At 29.8% G+C, this 26,413-nt stretch carries 21 protein-coding genes; 17 read left to right on the plus strand and 4 right to left on the minus strand.

Annotated elements, in window-relative coordinates; all coding sequences use genetic code 11:
* The first annotated feature begins 53 nt into the window (after positions 1 to 53).
* The gene (locus JEY78_RS14895) at positions 54 to 1,007 is read left to right on the plus strand and encodes a PhoH family protein (protein ID WP_291853179.1); all 954 of its coding nucleotides are present in this window, start codon (positions 54 to 56) and stop codon (positions 1,005 to 1,007) included.
* Positions 1,008 to 1,051: 44 nt separating this feature from the next.
* Positions 1,052 to 2,002 (plus strand): phosphoribosylaminoimidazolesuccinocarboxamide synthase, encoded by a 951-nt coding sequence (locus JEY78_RS14900; RefSeq protein ID WP_291853182.1) that lies wholly within the window; start codon positions 1,052 to 1,054, stop codon positions 2,000 to 2,002.
* Positions 2,003 to 2,008: 6 nt separating this feature from the next.
* Here JEY78_RS14900 and JEY78_RS14905 read toward each other — a convergent pair whose 3' ends face one another.
* The 4 genes from JEY78_RS14905 to JEY78_RS14920 all read right to left on the minus strand — a co-directional run bounded on the left by JEY78_RS14905 (position 2,009) and on the right by JEY78_RS14920 (position 8,159).
* On the minus strand, positions 2,009 to 3,436 hold the full coding sequence (locus tag JEY78_RS14905; RefSeq protein ID WP_291853185.1) for a bifunctional UDP-sugar hydrolase/5'-nucleotidase: 1,428 nt from the start codon (positions 3,434 to 3,436) through the stop codon (positions 2,009 to 2,011).
* Between the two features lie 123 nt (positions 3,437 to 3,559).
* Complete coding sequence (yidC, locus tag JEY78_RS14910) at positions 3,560 to 5,458, minus strand: membrane protein insertase YidC (RefSeq protein ID WP_291853187.1); 1,899 nt, start codon at positions 5,456 to 5,458, stop codon at positions 3,560 to 3,562.
* Between the two features lie 110 nt (positions 5,459 to 5,568).
* Positions 5,569 to 7,182, minus strand: a complete 1,614-nt coding sequence (locus tag JEY78_RS14915) for a CTP synthase (RefSeq protein ID WP_291853190.1) — start codon at positions 7,180 to 7,182, stop codon at positions 5,569 to 5,571.
* 98 nt (positions 7,183 to 7,280) lie between these two features.
* Positions 7,281 to 8,159: an SDR family oxidoreductase gene (locus JEY78_RS14920; RefSeq protein WP_291853193.1), complete on the minus strand. Its 879-nt coding sequence runs from the start codon at positions 8,157 to 8,159 to the stop codon at positions 7,281 to 7,283.
* Between the two features lie 191 nt (positions 8,160 to 8,350).
* Between JEY78_RS14920 and rpmH the strand changes: the two genes are divergently transcribed.
* The 15 genes from rpmH to JEY78_RS14995 all read left to right on the plus strand — a co-directional run bounded on the left by rpmH (position 8,351) and on the right by JEY78_RS14995 (position 26,275).
* Positions 8,351 to 8,512: a 50S ribosomal protein L34 gene (gene rpmH, locus JEY78_RS14925; protein WP_090221690.1), complete on the plus strand. Its 162-nt coding sequence runs from the start codon at positions 8,351 to 8,353 to the stop codon at positions 8,510 to 8,512.
* A 141-nt stretch (positions 8,513 to 8,653) separates the two neighbouring features.
* A complete protein-coding gene (gene carB / locus JEY78_RS14930; protein WP_291853204.1) occupies positions 8,654 to 11,506 on the plus strand; it encodes a carbamoyl-phosphate synthase large subunit in 2,853 nt (950 codons plus the stop codon).
* Positions 11,507 to 11,653: 147 nt separating this feature from the next.
* Positions 11,654 to 12,850 (plus strand): 6-phosphofructokinase, encoded by a 1,197-nt coding sequence (locus JEY78_RS14935; RefSeq protein WP_291853207.1) that lies wholly within the window; start codon positions 11,654 to 11,656, stop codon positions 12,848 to 12,850.
* 87 nt (positions 12,851 to 12,937) lie between these two features.
* Positions 12,938 to 13,840 (plus strand): MerR family transcriptional regulator, encoded by a 903-nt coding sequence (locus JEY78_RS14940; protein WP_291853210.1) that lies wholly within the window; start codon positions 12,938 to 12,940, stop codon positions 13,838 to 13,840.
* Positions 13,841 to 13,896: 56 nt separating this feature from the next.
* A complete protein-coding gene (locus tag JEY78_RS14945) occupies positions 13,897 to 15,357 on the plus strand; it encodes an NAD(P)/FAD-dependent oxidoreductase (RefSeq protein WP_291853214.1) in 1,461 nt (486 codons plus the stop codon).
* A gap of 34 nt (positions 15,358 to 15,391) precedes the next feature.
* Complete coding sequence (locus JEY78_RS14950) at positions 15,392 to 16,231, plus strand: phytoene/squalene synthase family protein (protein WP_291853217.1); 840 nt, start codon at positions 15,392 to 15,394, stop codon at positions 16,229 to 16,231.
* A 5-nt stretch (positions 16,232 to 16,236) separates the two neighbouring features.
* Entirely contained in the window at positions 16,237 to 16,734 is a 498-nt protein-coding gene (locus JEY78_RS14955; protein ID WP_291853220.1) for a hypothetical protein, read from the plus strand.
* Positions 16,731 to 17,171 carry a sterol desaturase family protein gene (locus JEY78_RS14960; RefSeq protein ID WP_291853223.1) on the plus strand — a complete coding sequence of 147 codons (441 nt, stop codon included), beginning with the start codon at positions 16,731 to 16,733 and terminating at the stop codon, positions 17,169 to 17,171. Before JEY78_RS14955 ends, JEY78_RS14960 begins: the two co-directional genes overlap by 4 nt.
* On the plus strand, positions 17,171 to 17,854 hold the full coding sequence (locus JEY78_RS14965) for a lycopene cyclase domain-containing protein (protein ID WP_291853226.1): 684 nt from the start codon (positions 17,171 to 17,173) through the stop codon (positions 17,852 to 17,854). The genes JEY78_RS14960 and JEY78_RS14965 overlap by 1 nt, the downstream gene beginning before the upstream one ends.
* Positions 17,855 to 17,863: 9 nt before the next feature.
* Positions 17,864 to 19,138, plus strand: a complete 1,275-nt coding sequence (locus JEY78_RS14970) for a deoxyribodipyrimidine photo-lyase (protein ID WP_291853228.1) — start codon at positions 17,864 to 17,866, stop codon at positions 19,136 to 19,138.
* Positions 19,139 to 19,579: 441 nt separating this feature from the next.
* Positions 19,580 to 23,110, plus strand: coding sequence for a pyruvate:ferredoxin (flavodoxin) oxidoreductase (nifJ, locus tag JEY78_RS14975; protein WP_291853230.1), 3,531 nt, complete (start codon positions 19,580 to 19,582; stop codon positions 23,108 to 23,110).
* A gap of 75 nt (positions 23,111 to 23,185) precedes the next feature.
* The gene (locus tag JEY78_RS14980; protein ID WP_291853232.1) at positions 23,186 to 23,560 is read left to right on the plus strand and encodes a hypothetical protein; all 375 of its coding nucleotides are present in this window, start codon (positions 23,186 to 23,188) and stop codon (positions 23,558 to 23,560) included.
* 65 nt (positions 23,561 to 23,625) lie between these two features.
* Complete coding sequence (locus JEY78_RS14985; protein ID WP_291853234.1) at positions 23,626 to 24,801, plus strand: GlmU family protein; 1,176 nt, start codon at positions 23,626 to 23,628, stop codon at positions 24,799 to 24,801.
* A gap of 313 nt (positions 24,802 to 25,114) precedes the next feature.
* Positions 25,115 to 25,630 carry a T9SS type A sorting domain-containing protein gene (locus tag JEY78_RS14990; protein WP_291853236.1) on the plus strand — a complete coding sequence of 172 codons (516 nt, stop codon included), beginning with the start codon at positions 25,115 to 25,117 and terminating at the stop codon, positions 25,628 to 25,630.
* A 3-nt stretch (positions 25,631 to 25,633) separates the two neighbouring features.
* Positions 25,634 to 26,275, plus strand: coding sequence for an outer membrane beta-barrel protein (locus JEY78_RS14995; protein ID WP_291853239.1), 642 nt, complete (start codon positions 25,634 to 25,636; stop codon positions 26,273 to 26,275).
* Positions 26,276 to 26,413: the final 138 nt, after the last annotated feature.

Below are 26,413 nucleotides of genomic sequence, written 5' to 3' on the forward strand. Positions count from 1 at the left end.
TTATTCTGTTAATGGAAATCTAAATTTTATTTAAACTTAACAACTTTTATCATTTGAACGAGCGCATTATTGAACTGACAGAGATTAACCCAAACGATTTGTTTGGAACTCAAAATTCTCATATAGAAATATTAAAAAAATATTATCCAAAACTTAAAATAGTAGCAAGAGGAACAAGCTTAAAAGCTTACGGAGAACCTGAAATTTTGGATGAATTTGAGAAACGTTTAACAATGCTTATCAATTATTTTAACAAGTATAATAAGTTAGATGAAAATAGTATTGAACAAATTTTAACTTCAAACGGAAAAGAAGGTAAAACCACAAAATTTGCTGATGATGTTTTGGTTCACGGAGTAAGTGGAAGATTGATAAAAGCCCAAACTGTAAATCAGCGAAAAATGGTTGATAAAATGGCGAAGAACGATATGCTTTTTGCCATTGGTCCAGCAGGAACAGGAAAAACATATACAGCAGTTGCATTGGCAGTAAAAGCACTGAAGGAAAAAGAAGTTAGAAGAATTGTACTAACACGGCCTGCTGTTGAATCCGGCGAAAACTTAGGTTTTTTACCAGGAGATTTAAAGGAAAAATTAGATCCGTATATGCAACCATTGTATGATGCTTTGAGAGATATGATTCCTTTTGAAAGATTAGATTCTTACATAGAAAAAGGAATTATAGAAATTGCTCCCTTGGCATTTATGCGTGGAAGAACATTAGACAACGCCTTTGTGATTTTAGATGAAGCGCAAAATACCACTCATAATCAAATGAAAATGTTTTTAACAAGAATGGGGAAAAGCGCTAGATTTGTTATAAACGGAGACCCTGGGCAAATAGATTTACCTCGTAGGCAAGTTTCTGGTTTAAAGGAAGCTATGCTAACCTTAAAAGATATTAAAGGAATTGCATTTGTACATTTTGATGATAAAGATGTAATTAGACACAGATTGGTAAAAGAAATAATTACAGCCTATAAAAATTTAGAAGTAGGCACCGAATAATTGAAGTATTTTTGAAATTTAAATAAGTAACACAACACAAAAAAATGAGCAATACAATTAATAACACCAATTACAATTTTCCAAATCAAACTTCAGTTTATAAAGGAAAAGTTAGAGAAGTTTATAATATAAATAATGAAATATTAGTAATGATAGCTTCAGATAGACTTTCTGCGTTTGATGTTATCATGCCAAAACAAATTCCGTTTAAAGGACAAATATTAAATCAAATTGCATCAAAAATGATGGAAGCAACTAAAGATATTGTCCCAAACTGGATTATTGCAATTCCAGATCCAAATGTTGCAATAGGTCATATGTGTACTCCTTTTAAAGTTGAAATGGTAATTAGAGGTTACTTGTCTGGTCACGCAGCACGTGAATATAAAGCAGGGAAACGTTTACTTTGTGGTGTTACAATGCCAGAAGGAATGAAAGAAAACGATAAATTTCCTACTCCAATTATTACGCCTTCAACAAAAGCTGATAACGGAGCACATGATGAAGATATTTCAAAAGAAAATATTTTAGCTAAAGGAATTGTTTCTAAAGAAGATTATGAAGTTTTAGAAAAATACACACGTGCTTTGTTTAATAAAGGTACTGAAATTGCTGCAGAACGAGGTTTAATTTTGGTGGACACTAAATATGAATTTGGAAAAACAAAAGATGGTAAAATTGTTTTAATTGATGAAATTCATACGCCAGATTCTTCTCGCTATTTTTATGCAGATGGTTATCAGGAAAGACAAAATAGAGGAGAAACTCAAAAACAATTATCTAAAGAGTTTGTACGTCAATGGTTAATTGCCAATGGTTTTCAAGGACTAGAAGGGCAAGTAATTCCTGAAATGAATGAAGAAAAAATAAATGAAATTTCTGATCGTTATATTGAATTATACGAGAAAATTACGGGTGAAACCTTTTTAAAATCAGACGTTAGCAATATTGCTGAACGAATTGAAAAAAATGTATTGGCTTTTTTAAATAAGTAAAATTTTTTATTGATATTGAAAATAGCTATTTACTTGTGTGTAATTTATTGCACCTGTATTATTTTGTAAATATGCAATCAATCCTTCTGCTGTAGTATAAGGTTTAATAGTAGGCGTTTGTGTAAAATAAGAGTCATATACTGCTGGAATATAATCATTTAAACCAACTGTTAATGAAATGTTATCATTTAATAGTTGGTTATTTTTATCTCTAATTTCAATAGTACCATTTACTTGTAAAATGTTAACTCCAGCATAGTAAATAGCAATTTTAGTTTGCTCTAAAAAGTTTTTAATTTCAGCAATTGTCATAGTGTAAGTCACTGAACCATTGTTAAAAGGATCAATACTATAAATTTCACGTTTTAAAATATCTCCTGCATCTAAAGTATTTCTAATACCGCCAGTATTTTGAAAAGTTAGATCTACATTCATTTGTTTTCTTAAAACATCTGTATATAAACTACCAACATTAGATTTTGAATGATAGGCTTCTGAAAAACCAATTATGTCATCTAAATTTGAATTTGCATTATAATAGTCAACTTTTTCTTTGATAGCAGCATCAACACTTTTATAATTATTTAAGTTAATAAGTTCATAATTAACAGATTCAATTTGCTTGTTTTTAATAGTCAGTTTAATTTTTCCCAAATTAGCTAAGTTAGATCCAGCTTGGTAAATAGGAATATTATTAACCGTTTGATTGGTAACAGAATGTGAATGTCCGCCAATAATAAGATCAAAATAAGGGTAGTTATTGGCTAGTTTAAAATCTGAATTTTCACCTAAATGTGTAAGTGCCACTAATACATCGGATTGTTGATTTTCTTTTAAATTAGCATATTTTACTACGCTGTTTTCAAATTTTTCAAACGTTAAATTTTGTACGCGCCAAGGATGTGTTGATGGGATAATATCATTGTCTTTTCCATCGGTTTCAACTAATCCTAAAAAAGTGATTTTAAGTCCGTTAATGGCTATTGTTTTAAAAGAATTTGGTTGAGTGATAGAACTATTGCTTGTATTTACATTAGCGCAAATCCAACTAAACTTAGATTGGTTAAAACGATCATTTAAAATGAGTTCTCCATAATCAAATTCGTGATTTCCAATAACAGTAACGTCAAAACCAACAGCATTCATAACATCAATCATTGGAAAACCTTTTTGTGGATGATTATCTACTACAGGATTTCCAGAAAAAATATCGCCACCACAAACTAACAGTACATTAGTCAGTTTTTTTTCTTCATCAACAATATGTTTAATTTTTGAGAAATTATCTAATTGTCCGTGTTGATCATTAATATGAAATATGGTAATTTCTTTGCTTGATTCATTTGGAATTACAGAAGTATTATCATTTTTTGAACAGGCAAAAATGAAAATGAGAATTATAAAATACGTAAATAATTTTTTGTTGAATTTCATAAAGAGCCATTTTTTAGCTTTATAAAGTTAGTTAATTTTAATAATATGGAAAGGAATTAAAAGCAAAAAAAAGCATCAAAGTTTTTAAGTTTGATGCTTTTTTTAAATATTTTAAAAAGAATGTTATTTCTTTTTTTGCTGCTTTGCTTGTTGCTCTTGTGCTTGTTTCATGGCGTCATTTAATTTCTGACGAAACTTACTTTCTTTTTTAGGTTTCTTTTTGTTTTCCTGAATTTGAGCGTGAATTTTATCTTCATCAATAATGTAGTTTTTAATAACTAACATAATTCCAACAGTTAATAAGTTAGAAACAAAATAGTACAAACTTAAGCTACTTGCATACATATTAAAGAAAATTAACATCATAACTGGCGACAGATACATCATCATTTTCATCATTTTTTGCATATCTGGCATTCCTTCTTGTTGAGGTTGCATATTCATTTGCTGGCTTTGACTCATTCTCATATAAAAGAAAATGGCTACAGAAGCTAAAATTGGAAATAAACTGATATGATCTCCGTACATTGGTATTTTAAATGGTAATTTAAAAACAGAATCGTAAGCAGATAAATCTTCCGCCCATAAAAATCCTTTTTGACGTAAATCTATATTTGACGGGAAAAATCTGAATAGTGCAAAGAAAACTGGCATTTGTAACAATGCTGGAATACAACCAGAAAGCGGACTAACACCTGCTTTACTTTGTACCGCCATTGTTTCTTGCTGACGTTTCATGGCATTTTCTTTACCAGGTAAACGAGTGTTAATCTCATCCATTTCTGGTCGAAGTACTTTCATTTTAGCACTTGATAAATATGATTTATACACTAAAGGCGACATTATAATTCTAACCACAATAGTTAAAAGAATAATAATTAAGCCGTAGTTACCAATAAAACCTTGTAAAAAGTTAAAAACAGGAATAAATACATATCTGTTTATAAACCCAAATATTCCCCAACCTAAGTTTACAACTTCTTTTATATTTCTATCGTATCCTTTTAGAATTTTGTAATCATTTGGTCCAATATACCAATTCATTTTTTGATTTAATTCGCCACCTTCTAAAGCAATTGGTGCTTTTAAATTAAATTGTTTGGTAAAAGTGGTGTCAATATCTTCATTTTCAACTAGTGATTTTGAGGTTAATGATGCTTTTTCAAAACCTTGATCAGAAATTAAAATGGAAGAGAAAAAATGTTGTTTAAATGCTACCCAGTTTACATCACTTTCTTCAGCATCATCTTCCTTTCCAACTGATAAATAGTCAATTTTTTCATCTTCTTTTTCATAATATAATTCAGTTTGTTGATTCTCATAGCGAATACTTTTTTCATTTTTAAACGCTTTTAAATTCCAATCTAAAACTAATTGTTGTGATGAATTTAAGGCTGAACTTAAACCTTGTGAACGAATTATGAAATCAATCATATATTCATCAGGCTTTAATTCATATCTATATTCTAAAAATTTATCATCTGCCACTTTCAATTTCATAGAAAGCACATTATTTTCACCATCTTTTGTTAAAGTTGGTTCAAAAAATAAATCTTTTGTATTTAATGTTCTATTATCTGAAGTTCCAAAATTAATATTGAAAGAAGCGTTGTTATCTTTTACAATATATAATGGTAGGGAATCATGAGTAACATATTTTTTTATTAGAGCTTCCTTAATTTGTCCACCTTGATTTGAAATAACCAGCCTTAATAAATCATTTTCTAAAATAGTTTCATTCTTTGAAGCAGAAGGTAAAGAAGCTGAATACGCAAATGCACCAAGTTCCCCTTTTGCTTTTTCAAAAGAAAGTGAATCTGTAGCTTGAGTAATTACTGCAGCAGTATCAATTAAAGTTGTTGTGTTTGAAGTTTTAACTTCTTCTTGTACTTGTTCTGTTTTAGCTTTTTCTGCAGCTAATTCTTCAGGAGTTGGTTGATTGGTGTACATCCACCAAATCATAATTGCACCTAATAGAACGAATCCTATGAGGGAATTAAAGTCGAATTTTTTTTCTTCCATGAGTGTTTATAAAATGTCAATTTGTCATTTTCTTTTTAAAAATTTTTTAAAAAGCCCGACAAAAGTACTAAATGTATTGTTATTTATTGGTATTTATTACTAATTGTATATTAGTTCAAAGAGTGTTCCAAAGATGCTTTTACAAAATCTACAAATAAAGGATGTGGATTTAGCACTGTACTTTTATACTCTGGATGATATTGTACGCCAATAAACCAAGGATGAGAAGGTATTTCTACAACTTCTACCAAATCGGTTTTTGGGTTTTTACCTGTAGCTATCATTCCAGCTTTTTCTATTTGCTCTAAATAAGTACTGTTAAATTCATATCTATGTCTGTGGCGTTCGCTAATAATATCTTTTTTGTAAATACTTTTAATTTTGCTGTTTTCTTTTAATTGGCAATCCCAAGCTCCTAAACGCATAGTTCCTCCATAATTAATAACGCTTTTTTGCTCTTCCATTAAATCAATGACTGGGTTTGCAGTTTGCTTATCCATTTCGCTGGAGTTAGCATCTTTTATACCTAAAACATTTCTTGAAAATTCAATAACCGCCATTTGCATTCCTAAACAAATTCCTAAAAAAGGAATGTTATTTTCTCGTGCATATTTTACAGCTGCAATTTTACCTTCAATTCCTCTTTCGCCAAAACCAGGTGCTACTAAAATTCCGTTTAGTTTTTTTAATTTATTTGGAACGTTTTCAACGGTTAAATCTTCTGAATGTATCCAGTTTACATTAACTTGAACTTCATTTTGAGCTCCTGAATGAATAAATGCTTCGGAAATAGATTTATAAGCGTCTTTTAATTCAACATATTTTCCAATTAAACCAATTTCAATAGTATGTTTTGGGTTTTTAAATTTTGTTAAAAACTCATTCCAAACTTTTAATTCTGGTTGTTTATCTTGGGGTAATTGTAATTTCTTCAAAACAACTAAATCTAAATTTTCTTCCAGCATTAAATTAGGAACATCGTAAATTGTTTCTGCATCTATAGATTGAATAACATCTTCTTTTTTAACATTACAAAACAATGCTAATTTACTTTTTATAGAATCTGAAATTTCATGTTCAGTTCTGCAAACTAAAATATCTGGACTTACACCACTTTGCATTAACATTTTAACTGAATGCTGTGTTGGCTTTGTTTTTAATTCACCAGCAGCAGCTAAATAAGGCACTAACGTTAAATGAATTACAATGGCGTTTTCATGACCTAATTCCCATAATAATTGACGAACAGATTCTACATAAGGCAAAGATTCTATATCACCCACAGTTCCGCCAATTTCTGTAATTACAATATCAAATTCTCCAGTATTTCCAAGTATTTGAACACGATGCTTAATTTCATCTGTAATATGAGGAATAACTTGTACTGTTTTTCCTAAAAACTCTCCTTTTCGTTCTTTATCTATAACGGATTGATAAATTCTACCCGTAGTAACATTGTTAGCTTGTGACGTTGGAATGTTTAAAAAACGTTCATAATGTCCTAAATCTAAATCAGTTTCAGCTCCATCATCTGTTACATAACATTCACCATGTTCGTACGGATTTAAAGTTCCTGGGTCTATATTAATATATGGGTCTAGTTTTTGTATGGTTACAGAGTAGCCTCTTTCTTGTAGTAATTTAGCTAAAGAAGCAGCTATTATCCCTTTTCCAAGTGAAGATGTAACGCCACCAGTTACAAAAACATATTTCGTATTTTTCATTATCCGTAGGTTTGGGCAAAAGTACTAACTCTATTTTAGTTGACAAAAAAAGAACTCTTTAAAATTTTAAGAATTTTACGTTCATTTTTTTAAAAAAATTATTTACTTTTTTTACTTCTAATCATGGATTCAAGCATATCCCACATTTCATCCGGAATTTCTTCTAACATATTAAATTCTCCAGCACCTTTAAGCCACTCACCGCCATCAATAGTAATAACTTCGCCATTTACATAGGCAGAATAATCACTTATTAAATATGCTGCTAAATTTGCCAATTCTTGATGTTCACCAAATCTGCCAACCGGAACTTTCTTTTTCATATCAAACTTTTCTTTTAAATTTCCAGGTAATAGCCGGTCCCAAGCTCCTTCAGTAGGAAATGGACCAGGAGCAATAGCATTTGATCGAATACCATATTTAGCCCACTCAACAGCTAAGGAGCGTGTCATGGCTAAAACGCCGGCTTTTGCGGTTGCAGAAGGAACAACATATGCGGAACCTGTCCAAGCATAAGTTGTAACAATATTCAGTATAGTAGCCTTTTGTTGTTTGGTGTCTATCCAATGTTTTCCAAAAGCAAGTGTGCAGTTTTTACTTCCTTTTAAAACAATATCAATAATTGTATCAAATGCATTTGCAGACAAACGTTCAGTTGGACTTATAAAATTACCTGCAGCGTTATTTAATAAACCGTCTACCTTTCCAAATTCTTTAAGCGTTTCAGCAAGTAAATTTTCAACTTCACTATAATTTCTCACATCACATTGTACAGCTAAAACTTTTCCACCAGTTTTTTTTTCTAACTCAATTTTAGCCGTATTTAGTTTTTCTATGTTTCTTGAAGTTATAACAACATGAGCGCCTAATTCTAAAAAATAGGATGTCATAGACTTTCCTAAACCACTGCCTCCGCCAGTTACAACAATAACTTTATTTTTTAAACTTCCTTCCTTTAACATTGGTTTATGATACATATTTTACTTATTTTTGCTTTTTATAAATGTAGGAAATATTTCTTTTTTTTTGATGAAAATAAATATTTTAATTTTTTTTTAAAATCTATTTGCCAAAAACAAAACTAATTGTATATTTGCCCTCGCTTTTAGCAGGTGGATTTTGCTAAAACTTAACAACATAAGAAACACTATTTTTAAAGATATTTGTAATGAGTAAAAGAACTTATCAGCCGTCAAAAAGAAAGAGAAGAAATAAACATGGTTTTAGAGAGCGTATGGCTTCTGCAACGGGTAGAAAAGTGTTAGCGAGAAGAAGAGCTAAAGGTAGAAAAAGAATAAGCGTTTCTTCAGACCCAAGACCAAAGAAATAATGAAACGATAGTTTTATATATAAGGTGTTACTTTCAATTAGTAACACCTTTTTTTATGTTTTTTTGATAAGTTTTGAAAACTATATTTTTATAAAAAACGAATTTTATTGATATTTACACATTAATTTTTTATACTAACAAATGCCAAAAAACACAAACATTAAATCAGTACTAATAATTGGGTCTGGTCCAATTATTATTGGCCAAGCATGTGAATTTGATTATTCTGGTTCTCAAGCTATTAGATCGTTAAAAGAAGAAGGAATTGAGGTTACTTTAATCAATTCTAATCCAGCAACTATTATGACGGATCCATCGTTGGCTGATAATGTTTATTTAAAACCATTAACAACAAAATCTATTATTGAGATTTTAAAATTACATCCAAATATTGATGCTGTTTTACCTACTATGGGTGGGCAAACAGCTTTAAATTTATGTATTGAAGCAGATGATAAAGGAATTTGGGAAGATTTTAATGTTGAATTAATTGGTGTTGATATTGATGCAATTAATATTACTGAAGACCGTGAAAAGTTTAGACAGTTAATGATTAAAATTGGTATTGGACAGGCGCCTTCTACAACTGCAAATTCATTTTTAAAAGGGAAAGAAATTGCTCAAGAATACGGGTATCCTTTAGTAATTAGACCCTCATTTACTTTAGGTGGTTTTGGAGCTTCAATAGTATATAAACAGGAAGATTTTGATGATGCTTTAAGCCGAGGTTTAGAAGCATCTCCAATACATGAGGTTATTATTGATAAAGCCTTAATGGGTTGGAAAGAGTACGAATTAGAGTTGTTGAGAGATGAAAATGATAATGTTGTTATTATCTGTACTATAGAAAATATGGATCCGATGGGAATTCATACAGGAGATTCAATTACTGTTGCGCCAGCAATGACTTTAAGTGATAGAACCTTCCAGAGAATGCGTGATATGGCCATTTTAATGATGCGTTCTATTGGTGATTTTGCTGGTGGTTGTAATGTGCAATTTGCAGTTAGTCCTGATGAAAAAGAGGATATTGTGGCAATTGAAATAAATCCACGTGTGTCACGTTCATCGGCTTTGGCTTCAAAAGCAACGGGATATCCAATTGCCAAAATAGCTTCTAAATTAGCATTAGGTTATCATTTAGATGAGCTAAATAATCAAATTACAAAAACTACTTCGGCATTATTTGAGCCAACGTTAGATTATGTAATTGTAAAAATACCACGTTGGAACTTTGATAAATTTGAAGGGGCTGACAGAACATTAGGCTTACAAATGAAATCTGTTGGTGAAGTTATGGGAATCGGAAGATCTTTTCAAGAAGCATTGCATAAAGCAACACAATCTTTAGAGATCAAACGAAATGGATTAGGAGCTGACGGTAAAGGAGAAAAAGATTATGATACAATTATTGAAAAACTAACCAACGCAAGTTGGGATCGAGTTTTTGTAATTTATGATGCAATTTCAATAGGTATTCCATTAAGTAGAATCCACGAAATTACAAAGATTGATATGTGGTTTTTAAAGCAATATGAAGAATTATTGTCTTTAGAAAGAGAAATTTCAACCAATAAATTAGAAACTTTAACGTATGAATTATTGTTAGAAGCAAAACAAAAAGGTTTTGCAGACAGACAAATTGCACATATGTTAGATTGTTTTGAAAGCGAAGTTTACGCAAAGAGACAAGAGTTGGATATTAATAGAGTTTACAAATTAGTTGATACTTGTGCAGCAGAATTTAGTGCACAAACACCTTACTACTATTCTACGTTTGAAAATAAAATGATCACTGCAGATAGAGGTAGTTATGCTGATAATGAAAGCATTGTAACTGATAAAAAGAAAATTGTAGTTTTAGGTTCTGGACCAAATAGAATTGGGCAAGGAATTGAGTTTGATTATTGTTGTGTTCACGGTGTTTTGGCGGCAAGAGAAGCCGGTTACGAAACAATTATGATTAACTGTAATCCAGAAACTGTTTCAACAGATTTTGATACTGCAGATAAATTATATTTTGAACCTGTATTTTGGGAACATATTTATGATATTATTCAACACGAAAAACCTGAAGGAGTTATTGTTCAGTTAGGTGGACAAACAGCCTTAAAGTTAGCTGAGAAATTAGATAAATGGGGTGTTAAAATAATTGGAACTAGCTTTGAAGCGTTAGATTTAGCGGAAGATAGAAAACGTTTTTCTGAATTATTAGTTGAGTTAGATATACCATTTCCACAATATGGTACTGCAACAACAGCCGATGAAGCTGCTGCAATTGCTGATAATTTAGATTTTCCAATTTTAGTGCGTCCTTCTTATGTATTAGGTGGGCAAGGAATGAAAATTGTGATTAATAAAGAAGAACTAGAAAAACATGTGGTTGCGTTACTAAGAAGCATACCAAACAATATGTTGTTGTTAGATCATTATTTAGATGGTGCAATTGAAGCAGAAGCGGATGCAATTTGCGATGGAGAAGATGTATACATTATTGGAATAATGGAACATATTGAGCCTTGTGGTGTGCATTCTGGAGATTCAAATGCAACGTTACCTCCTTTTAATTTAGGTGAATTTGTAATGCAACAAATTAAAGATCATACTAAAAAAATAGCATTGGCTTTAAAAACGGTTGGATTGATAAATATACAATTCGCAATTAAAGATGATACGGTTTATATTATTGAAGCAAATCCAAGAGCATCACGTACAGTGCCTTTTATTGCAAAGGCATACAAAGAACCTTATGTTAATTACGCTACCAAAGTTATGTTGGGTGTAAATAAAGTGAAAGATTTCACTTTTAATCCACAATTGGAAGGTTTCGCCATTAAACAACCAGTATTTTCATTTAATAAGTTTCCTAATGTTGATAAAAAATTAGGACCAGAAATGAAATCGACAGGAGAGAGTATTTTATTTATTGATAGTTTAAAAGACGATCAGTTTTATGAATTATACTCAAGAAGAAAAATGTATTTAAATAAATAGTAAAATTTTATTAATTTGAAAAGCTCCTTAAGGAGCTTTTTTTTGTTTTAATTTTTTAAATTATATGAGTTTTTTATATTTTTTACAAATAATATAAATCAACTTTATTTTTTGTATTTTCATACATTAAATTTAATATTAAGAATTATGGCAAATAAAATTAGAGGAACAATTGCTATATTAACGGGTGGTGGCGATGTGCCAGGTTTAAATCCGGCAATTAGAGCAATAACAATTAGAGCAATTAGAGAAGGGTTTCGGGTAATTGGTTTACGAAGAGGTTGGGCTGGAATTGTTGAAATGATTCAAGACCCAAAAGTTGATAATAGTAATAATTATGTTGAACTTACTCAAATAATTGTGAATAAAACAGGAAGAACAGGTGGTACTTTTTTACATAGTTCAAGAACAAGACCTAGCCATCTTCCAAAAAATAGTGTTCCTGATCATTTAAAAGATGAGTACATTAATGATGTAAATGATGTAACCAAAACGGTCTTAAGTAATTTAAATTATTTAGGAGTAGATTATTTAATTCCTATTGGTGGAGATGATACTTTAAGTTATGCTGTTCGGTTGTATCAAGAAGGTGTTAAGGTTGTTGCCATACCTAAAACTATGGATAATGATGTTCCTGGTACGGATTATTGTATAGGTTTTAGTACTTGTATTACAAGAACAATAAATATGACCAATACACTTAGAACTTCAGCAGGTTCACATGAACGTTTTTTGGTTATGGAAGTTTTTGGTAGATATGCTGGCTTTACTGCAATGTTGCCAACAATGGCAGGCTCTGCCAATAGATGTGTTATCCCTGAATATAAGTTTAACATGGATAGTTTAGCTGAATTATTAGTGGCAGATAGATATGATAATCCTAGTAAATATTCTGTTGTATTAGTATCTGAGGGAGCAATGTTTGAAGGGGGTGAAATGGTTTTTAAAGATGGAGCTAAAGATCAATTTGGTCATGCTAAATTAGGTGGGATTGGAGAGTTGGTTTCTCAACGTTTAAAGGAAGCATCACCTAAATATAATAATGGAAAAGTGATAAACGTTATCAATCAAAAATTAGGATATTTAGTTAGAGGTGGTGATCCTGATGCTATTGATTCTATTGTGCCAATGGCCTATGGTAATTTAGCCTTAGATTTAATTTTAAAAGGAATCCACGGAAGGTTGGTTGTTTTAAAAAATGGACGTTATGATAATGTTCCAATTGATGTGGTTACTGGTAAATCTAAAGTTGTTAATATTCAAAAATTTTACAATACTGATAGATTATGTCCAAATTATAATAGTTTTGAAATGAATCCATTGTTTATAATGACTAGTGAATAATTTATGTACTTCATTTAATTAAAAAAGCTCCTTTTTGGGGCTTTTTTAATTAAATTGCTATATTTGTTTAATTAAAAAAATAATATCTTGAACAATATTAAAACAGAATTCACAATAAAAGATCTAGAAAATTTTTCTGGAATAAAAGCACATACTATCAGAATTTGGGAGAAGCGATATAATTTGTTTGAACCCCAAAGAACAGATTCTAACATTAGATATTATAATATTGATAACTTAAAAAAGTTATTAAATGTAACGCTTTTATACAATAATGGTGTGAAAATTTCTAAAATTGCTGATCTTTCTAAAAGTAAAATGGAGATTAAGGTAAAAGAAATAGTGTTTAAAGAGGGTTTTGAAAGCAGTGCTTTAAATTCATTTAAATTAGCCATGTTAAATTTTGATGAGCCTTTATTTAATCAAACTTATAATAGTTTAATTTCACACAGTTCTTTTAGAACTATTTTCACAAAAATATTTTTACCATTTTTAAGTGAAATAGGAGTCTTATGGATGGTAAATTCAATTACACCTGCCCATGAACACTTTATTACTAATTTAATTAAGCAAAAATTATATTTAAATATTGAAAAACTTCAATTGTTAAATATGAATGCCAGCACAGAGAAATATGTATTGTTTCTACCCTTAAATGAAATTCATGAACTGGGCTTATTGTATTTGCATTTTGAGTTGTTGTTTCAAGGAAAACACTCTATTTATTTAGGGCAAAGTGTTCCAATTGAAAATTTAAATGATCTTCAAAATATTTATAAAGACGTTTGTTTTGTGACGCATTTAACTGTAGAGCCAAGTAAAACTACTACGGAAGATTATTTAGATGAAGTTTACAATAAAGTATTAAAAAATACAACGAATAAATTGTTGGTTACGGGGTTTAAATTGCAGCAAATACAAGAGAATTATAAAGTTCCAACACAGATAGCATTGTTTACTTCACCTTTAGAATTGTTAAATATTCTGTAATTTTTTTTATAAAATTTTGTTTTGTTTAATCTTTTTGTATATTTGTTAAACAAAATATGAGAAATATAATTATAATAGGGTCAGGATTTTCATCACTTTCAGCTTCGTGTTACTTAGCTCAAAAGGGATTTAACGTTACTATACTTGAGAAAAATGCAAGTGTGGGAGGAAGAGCACGCGTTTTAGAACAAGATGGTTTTAAATTTGATATTGGTCCAACTTGGTATTGGATGCCAGATGTTTTTGAGAAATTTTTTAATGATTTTAATAAAAAACCATCAGATTATTACAATTTAAAAAAATTGGCGCCAGCATATCAGGTGTATTTTGATATACTTGAATCTTTAACAATTTCAGATAATATAGAAGAAATATATACTATTTTTGAAAACGAAGAAAAAGGAAGTTCAAAATACTTGAAGAAGTTTTTAAAAGCAGCAAAATTCAATTATGAAATTGCTGTAAATAATATGGTATATAAACCTGGAAATTCTATCACAGAATTAATCACTTTTGATACCATAAAAAATGTAAATCAGTTTTTTAAAAGTATCAGTACAGAAGTTAGAGCTAATATTAAAAGTAAAAAGTTAATTCAAATATTAGAATTTCCTGTATTGTTTTTAGGCGCAAAACCATCAAATACTCCAAGTTTTTACAGTTTTATGAATTATGCCGATTTTGGCTTAGGAACTTGGCATCCAGAAGGTGGAATGTTTGAAGTTGTTAAAGCATTTGTTTCATTGGCCACCGAATTAGGCGTTACTGTTAAAACAAATCAGAATGTTCAAAAAATTGAAGTGGAATCTGGAAAAACTATTGGTGTAACTGTTGATGGCTTGTTTATGCCTGCAGATATTGTTGTGAGCGGTGCAGATTATCACCATTCAGAAACGTTGTTAGATAAAAAATATAGAATGTACTCTGAAAAATATTGGAGTAAAAAAACATTCGCACCTTCATCCTTATTATTTTATGTAGGTTTTGATAAAAAATTAGAAAATGTTGCACATCATACGTTATTTTTTGATACGAATTTTGATGTACACGCAGTAGATATTTACGATACGCCTCAATGGCCAAAAGAGCCGCTTTTTTATGCAAGTTTCCCAAGTATAACCGATAATAGTTTTGCCCCTATTAATAAAGAAGCGGCTACTTTTTTAATTCCAATTGCTCCGGGTATTGAAGATACTCTAAAAATTAGAGAACATTATTTTAATGTAATTATAGAGCGATTAGAAAAATTAACAAATCAAAAAGTATCAGACAGTATTTTATTTAAAAGATCGTATTGTGTAAATGACTTTATAGAAGACTATAATTCATATAAAGGAAATGCCTACGGGTTGGCAAATACTTTAACACAAACAGCTTTTTTACGACCAAAAATTATCAGTAAAAAAGTACAGAATTTATTTTTTACAGGTCAATTAACAGTGCCAGGACCAGGCGTTCCGCCATCAATAATTTCGGGTAAAATTGTGTCGGAAATGGTATTAAAAAATGCTATTTAAATTTACAACTACTAACTAAAAAAAAATAAAGATTATGAAGCAATTATTTGATGATACTTCATTTGTTTGTTGCAAAATTGTTACAAAAAAATACAGTACTTCTTTTTCTTTGGCCGTTAAAATGTTATCGCCAAAAATTAGAGAAGATATTTATAGTATTTATGCTTTTGTGAGGTTTGCTGATGAAATTGTGGATTCTTTTCATGGCTATGATAAAAATAAACTAATCAATCAGTTTGAAGCTGATTATTATGCAGCAATGGAAGCTGGTATTAGCTTAAATCCAATTTTAAATAGTTTTCAAAAAACAGTTAAAAAAAACAATATTACCGATGATTTGGTACAAGCTTTTTTAACAAGTATGAAACTTGATTTAAATAAAACTGAATATCAAACAACTGCGGAATGTAATAATTACATTTATGGATCTGCAGATGTGGTTGGATTAATGTGTTTAAAAGTATTTGTAAATGGTGATGATGAAAAATATGAAAGTTTAAAAGAACCTGCTATGAAATTTGGTTCGGCATTTCAAAAAGTGAATTTTTTAAGAGATTTAAAAGATGATTATGAAATTTTAAATCGTTCTTATTTTCCAGGAGTAAATTTTGAATCATTAGATTTAAATGCTAAGCAATCCATTATTAATGAAATTGAAGAAGATTTTTCTGAAGCTTATAAAGGCATAAAATTATTGCCAATTGAAGCAAAGTTTGGAGTGTACACAGCTTTTATTTATTATAAAAGGTTGTTGTCAAAATTAAAAAGTACGCCATCTGAGAAAATTTTAACCACAAGAATTAGAGTTTCTAATCCAATGAAAATAAGTTTGTTAGCGCGTTCATTTTTGGTGTTTAAGTTAAATTTACTATAGAGTTTATGAAGTTGTTTCTCTTTTTTTTGTTAGTTACCACATCAGTATATGCAACTGGAATAGAGGGAATTAGAAATGATTTTTTAAATGTTACAACCATTAAAGAAGCTGATAATTATATTCAATTATTAGAAAAAAGCAACTTAAAACAAGCAAATGCCTACAAGGCAGCAATGCTCTTAATGAAAGCAAAATTTGCATTCTTCCCATTTAATAAATGGAGTTATTTTAAAAGTGGTTCGGAGTTGTTAGATAATTCAATAGCAAATGATCCCAAAAATATAGAAATGCGGTATGTACGTTTTTTGTTTCAAAGTGAAATTCCCAAATTTTTAGGGTATCATAAAAATATAGAAGAAGATTATAACTTAATAATTACCAACATTATTAATAGTTCGTTACCTTTAAAGTTTAAGAAAACAATGCTTATTAAAATGTTGTTGGTGAAAGGAATAGCAGCAAAACAAACACTTGAAATAAACAAAATAATTAATAAAATATGATATTTTTTTTAACTACACTTATAACATTTGCATTAATGGAATGCGTTACTTGGTTAACGCATAAATATGTTATGCACGGCTTAATGTGGTATTTTCATGAAGATCATCATCAGCCACAATATAAAAATTGGTTTGAAAGAAATGATGTGTTTTTTGTAATTTTTGCTATACCAAGCATTGTGTTGTTTTACGTTGGTTTACAAGGCGGATTAAATTATTTATTTTTTGTTGGTTTAGGGATTTTATTTTACGGATTGGCTTACTTTTTAGTGCACGATGTTTTAATTCACAGGCGATTTAAGTGGTTTAATAAAACCAATAATAAATACTTAATCGGATTGCGAAAAGCACACAAAGTGCATCATAAACACTTAGGAAAAGAAGAAGGAGAATGTTTTGGAATGTTATTTGTGCCGTTTAAATATTTTAACATGTAATGAGTTTGTATCTATTTTTAAATATCGCATCATTTATAGTTCCTTTCGCTTATAGTTTTGAAAAAAAAATGCGATTTATCAAATGGTGGAAATCAGTTTTTTTATCACTTTTTATTGTGGCATTCTTTTTTTTAATTTGGGATGTTATTTTTACCAAAATGGGTGTTTGGGGTTTTAATCCTTTGTATCATGTTAATTTCACCATTTTGGGACTTCCTATAGAAGAAATTCTATTTTTTATCTGTATTCCTTACGCTAGTCTTTTTACGCATTATGCATTCGGTTACTTTTTTCCAAAACTACAATTGTCAAAAAAGTTAACCAATATTATAACTGTTTTATTGATCTTTTTGTCAATTGCTGTCTTAGTTTTTAATACAGATAAATGGTATACGTTTATAAATTTGCTAGTTTTTTCAAGTTTGTTAGCGTATTCATTAATCACTAAAAACATTATTTTACAGAAATTTTATATTACATTTTTAGTGATTTTAATTCCATTTTTTATTGTAAACGGAATTTTAACAGGAAGTTTTATTCATCAGGAAGTTGTTTGGTATAACAATGCTGAAAACTTAGGAATTCGTTTATTTACAATTCCAATAGAAGACACTTTTTATGCGTTTAGTATGCTTTTTGCCAATTTAATTTTAATTGAAAAATTTAAAAAAGTATTCAATTAATAGAAGTTTATGAGTAACAATGAAATTGCTGTTTTTTGGTTTAGAAGAGATTTAAGGTTACACGATAATTGTGGATTGTACCATGCTTTGCAATCTGGTTATAAAGTATTGCCAGTTTTTATTTTTGATGAAGACATATTAAACGAGCTTCCAAAGAATGATGCTAGAGTTACTTTTATTTATGAAACTTTAAATACTATTAATAATGAATTACTAAAATTTGGGAGTACTTTAAAAATTGAAAAAGGTACTGTTTTTGAAGTTTGGCAAAAATTGCTGAAAATTTACACCATAAAAGAAGTGTTTGTAAATAAAGATTACGAACCCTACGCCATTAAAAGAGATGATAATTTAAAATCATTTTTTTTAGAAAATAGAATTGCATTTAAAAGCTATAAAGACCAAGTTATTTTTGAAGAAGCTGAAGTTGTAAAGGACGATGGTTTGCCTTATACAGTTTACACGCCATATAAAAATAAATGGTTAAAAAAATATTCAGAAACTGTAATAAATAAATTTCCTTCAGAAAAAATATTAGAGAATTTACATAAAGAGATTTTTAATTTTCCTTCATTGAATGCAATTGGTTTTCAGTCAAGCTCTATAAAAGTGCTGCCATATAATAATAGGTGTATTAAAGATTACGCAAAAAACAGAGATATTCCATCTGTAGAAACATCAAACTTGTCTGTTCACTTGCGTTTTGGAACTGTCAGTATTCGAAAATTAGTTGAATATTCAATAAAAACTGATAGCACATTTGTAAGCGAATTAATTTGGCGTGAGTTTTTTATGCAAATACTATTTCATTTTCCAAAAGTTGTACAATCTAATTTTAAAGAAAAATACAATTTTATAGCATGGCGTAATAATGAAGTAGAATTTAAACTATGGTGCGAAGGAAAAACAGGCTATCCAATTGTTGATGCAGGAATGCGTCAATTAAATAAAACTGGGTATATGCACAATAGAGTTAGAATGATAGTTGCCAGTTTTTTATGCAAGCATTTATTAATAGATTGGCGTTGGGGAGAAGCTTATTTTGCAGAAAAGTTATTAGATTATGAGTTGTCTGCAAATAATGGTAATTGGCAATGGGTTGCTGGAACTGGTTGTGATGCTGCTCCTTATTATAGAGTTTTTAATCCACAAACTCAGCAACAAAAATTTGATCCAAATTTAATTTATATTAAAAAATGGAATCCCAACTACAAAAATATTCCAGAGATAGTAGAACACAAATTTGCTAGAGAACGCTATTTATCAGTTCTAAAAAAAATATAAGCTTATTAAGCTACCTTATATTTCTTACAATTATTTTTAGTTGAAAATCTTGTGTATAAAGTTTTTTAAGAAGTTGTATTTTTAGTATTAAATTTCAATAAAATATAAATAAAACACCTTAATATTTTTTGACTACTTTACTACATAAACGCTCAAAATAAGCAGAAAAAATTATGTTATTTTAATGTTAATTTTGTTACAGTCTTTTGTTAAATTGGTTAACCAGTTGTTTTAACAATAAGATAATCAGCATTTTAAAAACGTTATTTTTATACGTTCCAAATAGTTAATCAAACTTTTTAGCTGATATATGTCATTATAACTCTTACTTTAATCCTATAATTTTACCATATCAATAGAATAGCTGATTTTATATTGTTTGTAAAGCTTTTCTGTTTTTAATATAAATAGTTCAATTTATTAAGTGTAAATATAAGTATAATGAAAGAAGAGAATTCAAAATTAATTTGTGATGCTAATGAGGCCGTAGCGATTATTGCACACAAAACAAATGAGGTTTGTGCAATCTATCCTATTACACCTGCATCACCAATGGGTGAACATGTAGATGTTTATAGTTCTGAAGGCAGAAAAAACATTTGGAACAATGTTCCTCGCATTGTAGAAATGCAAAGTGAAGGTGGTGCAGCAGGTGCTGTACACGGTTCTTTACAAGCGGGTGCATTAACTACCACATTTACGGCATCTCAAGGGTTATTATTAATGATCCCTAATATGTATAAAATGGCAGGTGAGTTATTACCATCTGTTATACACGTTGCTGCAAGAACAATTGCAACTCACGCATTATCAATTTTTGGAGATCATTCAGATGTAATGGCTGCTCGTGCAACAGGTTTTTCAATGTTATTTGCGGGAAGCGTACAGGAAGCACACGATTTTGCGTTAATTTCTCAAGTGGCTACCTTAAAAAGTAGAGTGCCATTTATGAATATTTTTGATGGATTTAGAACTTCACATGAAATTTCTAAAATAGATGCTATTCCAAATGATGTTATTACTGCAATGATGCCAGAGGAAGAAGTAATGAAACACAGAAAACGTTCATTAGATTCTGATAATCCTACTATTAAAGGTACAGCTCAAAATCCTGATGTATTTTTCCAAGCTCGTGAAGCTTGTAACTCATTTTATCAAAAAGTTCCTGGTATTGTTCAGGAAACAATGGATGAATTTTATGAGCATACAGGAAGAAAATATAGCTTATTCTATTATATTGGTCACCCAGAGGCTGAAAAAGTAGTTATTATTATGGGATCTGGAGAAGGACCTGTAAGAGAAACTATTGACACGATGGTTGATAAAGGTGAAAAGGTAGGAGCGTTATTTGTACGTTTATATCGTCCATTCTCTGTAAGTGATTTCTTAAAAGAATTACCTAAATCAGTTAAAAAAGTAGCTGTTTTAGATAGAACTAAAGAACCAGGAAGTATTGGAGAACCTTTATATTTAGATGTAGTTACTGCATTTGTTGAAATGGGTGAAACTATGCCAACTATTGTTGGTGGTCGTTACGGACTTTCTTCAAAAGAATTTACACCAGCAATGGTTAAAGGTATTTTTGATGAATTAGAAAACAAAAAACCAAAAAATCATTTTACCGTTGGTATTAATGATGACGTTACACATACAAGTTTACCAATTAATCCTTATTTCCAAACAAGAAAAACTACATTTAACTGTATGTTCTACGGTTTAGGATCTGATGGTACCGTTGGAGCTAACAAAAACTCTATTAAAATTATTGGTGAAACAACGGATAATTTTGTACAAGGATATTTTGTGTATGACTCTAAAAAAGCAGGAGCGCAAACAATTTCTCACTTGCGTTTTGGTCCAGAACCAATTTACTCTAGCTATTTAATTAACAAAGCTAATTTTATAGCGTGTCACCAACCTAATTTTGTGTATGAATATGATATTCTTAAAAACATAAAAGAAGGAGGAACATTCTTATTAAATACTCCACACTCTAAATATAAAATTTGGGCAGAGTTACCTAGTGTAATTCAAAAAAGAATTATTGAAAATAATATTGAATTTTATGTTATTGATGCTACAAAAGTGGCGTTAGAAGCTAAATTAGGTAAACGTACAAATACAGTATTACAAACTTGTTTCTTCGCAATTTCTGGTGTATTACCAAAAGATGAAGCTATCAAAAAAATTAAAGATGCCATTGTAAAATCTTATTCTCATAAAGGAGATAAAGTGGTGCAAATGAACTTTAAAGCGGTAGATACCTCATTAGAAAATCTTCAAAAAGTAGAATATCCACTTCATACAACAAATGAGGATAGTTTATTGCCATTAATGACTGGTGATGCTGATGCTTTTGTTAAAGAAGTTTTAGGAACTATTTTAGCGGGTAATGGAGATTCTTTACCAGTAAGTGCTTTCCCTGTTGATGGAACTTTCCCTACAGGAACTACACAATATGAAAAACGTGGTATTGCAACAGTAGTGCCAACTTGGGATGATGCAGATTTATGTACACAATGTAATAAATGTGTTGCTATTTGTCCACACGCAGCAATTAGAGCTAAAGTTGTTTCTAATGATTTATTGGTAAATGCGCCAGATTCATTAAAACATGTACCAGCAAAAGGTAGACCATTTGATAGTAAAACAGAAAGTTATATTTTACAAGTGTCTCCAGAAGATTGTACAGGATGTGATCTTTGTGTAGCTGTTTGTCCAGCTGAAAGCAAAGAAGTTGCAGGTATTTTTGCAATTAACTTAGCTGATAAACGTGAAGTTGAAAAAGTAGAAAATGTACATTGGGATTACTTTATTGATTTACCAGACTACGACAGAAAAGAGTTGGTAACTTCAACAGTAAAAGGGTCACAATTTTTACAACCATTATTTGAGTTCTCAGGAGCTTGTTCAGGTTGTGGTGAAACACCTTATATTAAAATGATTACCCAATTATATGGTGATAGTATATTAATTGCAAATGCAACTGGTTGTTCTTCAATTTATGGAGCTAACTTACCAACTACACCTTATACTAAAAACAAAGCAGGTAGAGGACCAGCTTGGGCAAATTCATTATTTGAAGATAATGCAGAGTTTGGCTTAGGTATGAAACTAGCGTTATCTAAAAAACAAGAAATAGCAGTTGATTTATTAAAAACTTTAGAAGATAAAATTGGTAGCACATTGGTAAATGATATTTTAAACAATGATGAAACTAATGAAACTTTAAAAGAGTTAAAATTAAATCAAATTGATGAGTTAAACGGTATTTTAAATACAATTGATACTTATGATGCTAAAAAACTAAGAAACCTTTCTGAGTACTTACGTAAAAAAGACGTTTGGATTTTTGGTGGTGACGGTTGGGCTTATGATATTGGATACGGTGGTTTAGATCACTTATTCTCTTCAGGAGAAAACATCAATATTTTAGTAATGGATACTGAAGTGTATTCAAATACTGGAGGACAAGCATCTAAAGCAACACCAATGGGAGCAAGTGCTAAATTTGCAATTAATGGTAAAATGACTTCTAAGAAAAGTTTAGCATTACAAGCAGTTTCTTATGGAAATGTGTATGTTGCTCAAATTGCAATTGGAGCTAAAGATAACCAAACATTAAAAGCAATTGAAGAAGCAGCTGCTTACCCAGGACCTTCTTTAATTATTGCTTACGCACATTGTGGTGAACACGGTTACGATTTAAAAGACGGAGCTTCACACCAAGAAAAAGCGGTAGAAACTGGTTATTGGCCTTTATTTAGATTCAATCCTCAATCAGAAAAAGGAAAGAAATTTAGATTAGATTCTAAAGCACCTTCTGCACCTCTTCAAGACTTTATGTATAAAGAAACTAGATTTACAAGAGTTGTAAAAGAAAACCCAGAATTAGCTGGCGTGTTGCTAGAAAAAGCACAAGAGCAAGTAGATTCTCAATGGGAAAGATTAGAACTTTATAAAAATTTATAAATTTTGATTAACTGAAAGAGTGCTGTTTACGTAATGTATTCAGCACTTTTTTTAACTCTTTAAAAACCAATTGATATGAATGATAGATCAGAAGCTTTTTTTAAAGAAGCTACAAAAAAATTAAGCGATGCAAAAAATGAATTATTTAAACCTTCAGAAGATTTTGTTAGTTATTCTGTATGTAAAAATTCACAATTTGCTATTGAAAATTATTTAAAAGGCTACTTGGTTTCAAAAAACACTTCACTAGAAGGGAATGAAACTATTGCAAGTCTATACAACAAATGTTTAAGCATTGATACAAATTTCAGTAAAATTGATTTAAGTGCTATTGGTTGTAAAAATAGTCCAATAGATTCTAGATATTGCTCTGAGATGAATTCTGTTAGTGCATGTTTTGACGCCGCAGATAGTATTGATACCTACCTAAAAAAAGAAAAAGTTTTATAATAGTAACATCTTTTTTGGTTTGTTGAAGTAAAAACTTACTGTACATTTGTAAAAATTAGTTTATAATGAATTATATTTTATTTGATGGAACAGTTAGGGCATCTTTATTGCCTTTAACATACACACGCCCAGTAGCAGATTTAAGAATTGGAATTTTAACAATTCGAGAAAAATGGGAACAATATCTTGGTTCTACAACAACAACCCTTACGGAAGATTATTTAGAAGAAAAATTTCCAATGGTTGAAATGGAGCAAAACGTCATGATTAATGCTTCTTTTTTACCAAATCCATTATTGGTTGAAAAAATTTCTGGATTAGCTGAAAATCAAGCAATTTTTAAAAATGATGAGGTCATTGCTTTTTATACAAATGATTCTCAAGAAGAAGTGAATTTTGATACGTATGAAATTAGTGAGTTTGATGATGAGGTACTTCAAATAAAAAATACATGGGATTTATTTTCAAAGAACGATATAGCGCTAAAAGCTGATTTTGAATTAATTACGAAAGGAAGAGTATCTCAGCCAATTCCAAAAGGAGTACAAGTTATTAATAAGGAAAACATATTTATTGAAGAAGGAGCAGAACTATTATTTTCTACCTTAAATGCAAGTACAGGACCAATTTATATTGGAAAAAACGCACTTGTTATGGAAGGATGTTTAATACGTGGGCCTTTTAGTTTGGGCGAAGATTCTGTGATTAAAATGGGCGCAAAAATATATGGAGCTACCACAATTGGTCCTTACAGTAAAGTTGGAGGCGAAATTAATAATTCAATTTTAATAGGGTATTCAAATAAAGGGCATGAAGGATTTTTAGGAAATTCAGTGTTAGGTGAATGGTGTAATATTGGTGCAGATTCTAACAATTCTAATTTAAAAAATAATTATGATGAAGTTAGATTGTGGAATTACGAAACTGAAAATTTTGCTAAAACAGGATTGCAATTTTGTGGCTTAATAATGGGAGACCATTCTAAGTGTGCTATCAATACCATGTTTAATACCGGAACAGTTATAGGTGTTAGTTCAAATATTTATGGAAGTAATTTTCCAAGAAATTTTGTACCATCCTTTAGCTGGGGAGGAGCAGCGGGTTTTTCTACCTACCAAATAAATAAAGCAACGGAAACAGCTAAATTAGTTTTTAAAAGACGTGATTTAGATTTTGATGAAAAAGAGCAGAAAATTCTACAACATATTTTTGAAGTGTCTTCAAAGTATAGAAATTTTTAAGCAAAAAAAATGAAAGTTTGTCACTCTACACGTAAAAAATAAATTTAAAATCATCTACGATTTATTTAGAAAAATTCATATAAATAAAAGCTAAAATACTTGTAAGTAATTAAAAAACAGAGTTTTAGCTATTAAAAAATGCGTTATTTTCTATACGTAGTACTACGTATATTTCTACGTAGTACTACGTATTTTATATTAAATTAAAAAGAACTATTTTTGCTTTAAATAATTAAAAGCATTATTGGTTTCTTCAAATTCAATTAAAAATGTTTTTGAAAAGATTGATAAATTCTTTTTAAAACCAATTTAAATGAAACAAAAATTACGCCTCGTAATCCCCTTAATTTTACTATGTTTTCAATTTGCCAATGCTCAATATTCTTCGAGCAATTATTTGGTAAGATCCACTACGGGTGTTGCAGGATCCTCGGAAGCTATTATAGTAAACAACCAACACTATGTAATACAACAGAGTATTGGACAAGGCAGTGTTATTGGTAAATTTCAATCAAATGGTGTAATTGTAAGGCAAGGTTTTATTCAGCCACCTACAATTTCAAGTAAAATAATACCAGAAGAAACAAATCTTAACGCAATGATTTATCCAAATCCTGTGAATAATGAATTAAATGTTTCTTTTAATGAATTAGTTAAAGGTCCAATAACAATACAAATTTTTGATATGCTTGGTAGAAATGTTTTTACCAAAAAAAGCAGTGCAACTCAAAATATGAGCATCAACCTTGGTTTTTTAGCAAGCGCACAATATATCTTTCTAATGAATACAGAACAAAAACAATTTAAAGCTAACATAATTAAACGATAAAACATGAAAAAAATTACATTACTATTTTTCCTTTTTTTAGGAATTAATTCTTTTGGTCAGCAACTTTATGTTGAAGCTGGGAAAACCTTATCATCATTTGATTATAAAAATTCAGATGGAAATGGTCTTGATAATTTGCACGCTACTTCGCAAAGTTTCATGACTATGGGGTATAGAAATACAATATTCACAAAAAAATTATATGGTTCATTTGGGGCAAGTTATGCTGGGTATGGAGCTGTTGGAAGTGATGATGCCGTTGGTAATTTTTTTGAGTGGAACGTAAATTATGTAGAGTTTAATGTAGGGTTAGATTATGAAGTATTTACAGCAAATAAATTTAAGTTTTATGTAAAAGGAACAGGATCTATTGAGTTTTTAATGCAAGGATATCAAACATTGAATAATATGGTGATTGATTTAAAAAATAATGATGATTTTGATAAAACACTTTTTGACTTTAGAGGGGGATTAGGAGCTTCTTATAAAATTTCAGCTGATTTATCATTATATACCCAGTTTATGTATGGAAAAAGTTTAAAACTTAAAGATGGTACAAGCAATACGGATGATCAAGAAGAATTAAGAATTATAAGTAAAAACGTAAGTTTTGGTCTATTAATTAATTTATCAGAACAGAAATAAAATTTAAGATATGAAAAGACTAATAATTATATTGATATTTTTTGTAACGGTTGTAGTATCGGCCCAAACAGAAGGTTTGAGTTATCAAGCTGTAATAATAAATCCAAATACACAGGAGTTACCAGGGGCGAATGCTAC

The organism is Lutibacter sp. (assembly GCF_016342705.1).
Lineage (GTDB): Bacteria > Bacteroidota > Bacteroidia > Flavobacteriales > Flavobacteriaceae > Lutibacter.

What these genes read in the sequence shown, in the direction of transcription:
- JEY78_RS14935 (WP_291853207.1), top strand. Translation starts at nt 11,654, where the DNA reads ATGGCAAATAAAATTAGAGGAACAATTGCTATATTAACGGGTGGTGGC.
- carB (WP_291853204.1), top strand. Translation starts at nt 8,654, where the DNA reads ATGCCAAAAAACACAAACATTAAATCAGTACTAATAATTGGGTCTGGT.
- JEY78_RS14950 (WP_291853217.1), top strand. Translation starts at nt 15,392, where the DNA reads ATGAAGCAATTATTTGATGATACTTCATTTGTTTGTTGCAAAATTGTT.
- JEY78_RS14955 (WP_291853220.1), top strand. Translation starts at nt 16,237, where the DNA reads ATGAAGTTGTTTCTCTTTTTTTTGTTAGTTACCACATCAGTATATGCA.
- JEY78_RS14980 (WP_291853232.1), top strand. Translation starts at nt 23,186, where the DNA reads ATGAATGATAGATCAGAAGCTTTTTTTAAAGAAGCTACAAAAAAATTA.
- JEY78_RS14960 (WP_291853223.1), top strand. Translation starts at nt 16,731, where the DNA reads ATGATATTTTTTTTAACTACACTTATAACATTTGCATTAATGGAATGC.
- JEY78_RS14965 (WP_291853226.1), top strand. Translation starts at nt 17,171, where the DNA reads ATGAGTTTGTATCTATTTTTAAATATCGCATCATTTATAGTTCCTTTC.
- JEY78_RS14990 (WP_291853236.1), top strand. Translation starts at nt 25,115, where the DNA reads ATGAAACAAAAATTACGCCTCGTAATCCCCTTAATTTTACTATGTTTT.
- rpmH (WP_090221690.1), top strand. Translation starts at nt 8,351, where the DNA reads ATGAGTAAAAGAACTTATCAGCCGTCAAAAAGAAAGAGAAGAAATAAA.
- JEY78_RS14900 (WP_291853182.1), top strand. Translation starts at nt 1,052, where the DNA reads ATGAGCAATACAATTAATAACACCAATTACAATTTTCCAAATCAAACT.
- nifJ (WP_291853230.1), top strand. Translation starts at nt 19,580, where the DNA reads ATGAAAGAAGAGAATTCAAAATTAATTTGTGATGCTAATGAGGCCGTA.
- JEY78_RS14995 (WP_291853239.1), top strand. Translation starts at nt 25,634, where the DNA reads ATGAAAAAAATTACATTACTATTTTTCCTTTTTTTAGGAATTAATTCT.
- JEY78_RS14915 (WP_291853190.1), bottom strand. Translation starts at nt 7,182, where the DNA reads ATGAAAAATACGAAATATGTTTTTGTAACTGGTGGCGTTACATCTTCA.
- JEY78_RS14985 (WP_291853234.1), top strand. Translation starts at nt 23,626, where the DNA reads ATGAATTATATTTTATTTGATGGAACAGTTAGGGCATCTTTATTGCCT.
- JEY78_RS14970 (WP_291853228.1), top strand. Translation starts at nt 17,864, where the DNA reads ATGAGTAACAATGAAATTGCTGTTTTTTGGTTTAGAAGAGATTTAAGG.
- JEY78_RS14920 (WP_291853193.1), bottom strand. Translation starts at nt 8,159, where the DNA reads ATGTATCATAAACCAATGTTAAAGGAAGGAAGTTTAAAAAATAAAGTT.
- JEY78_RS14945 (WP_291853214.1), top strand. Translation starts at nt 13,897, where the DNA reads ATGAGAAATATAATTATAATAGGGTCAGGATTTTCATCACTTTCAGCT.
- yidC (WP_291853187.1), bottom strand. Translation starts at nt 5,458, where the DNA reads ATGGAAGAAAAAAAATTCGACTTTAATTCCCTCATAGGATTCGTTCTA.
- JEY78_RS14905 (WP_291853185.1), bottom strand. Translation starts at nt 3,436, where the DNA reads ATGAAATTCAACAAAAAATTATTTACGTATTTTATAATTCTCATTTTC.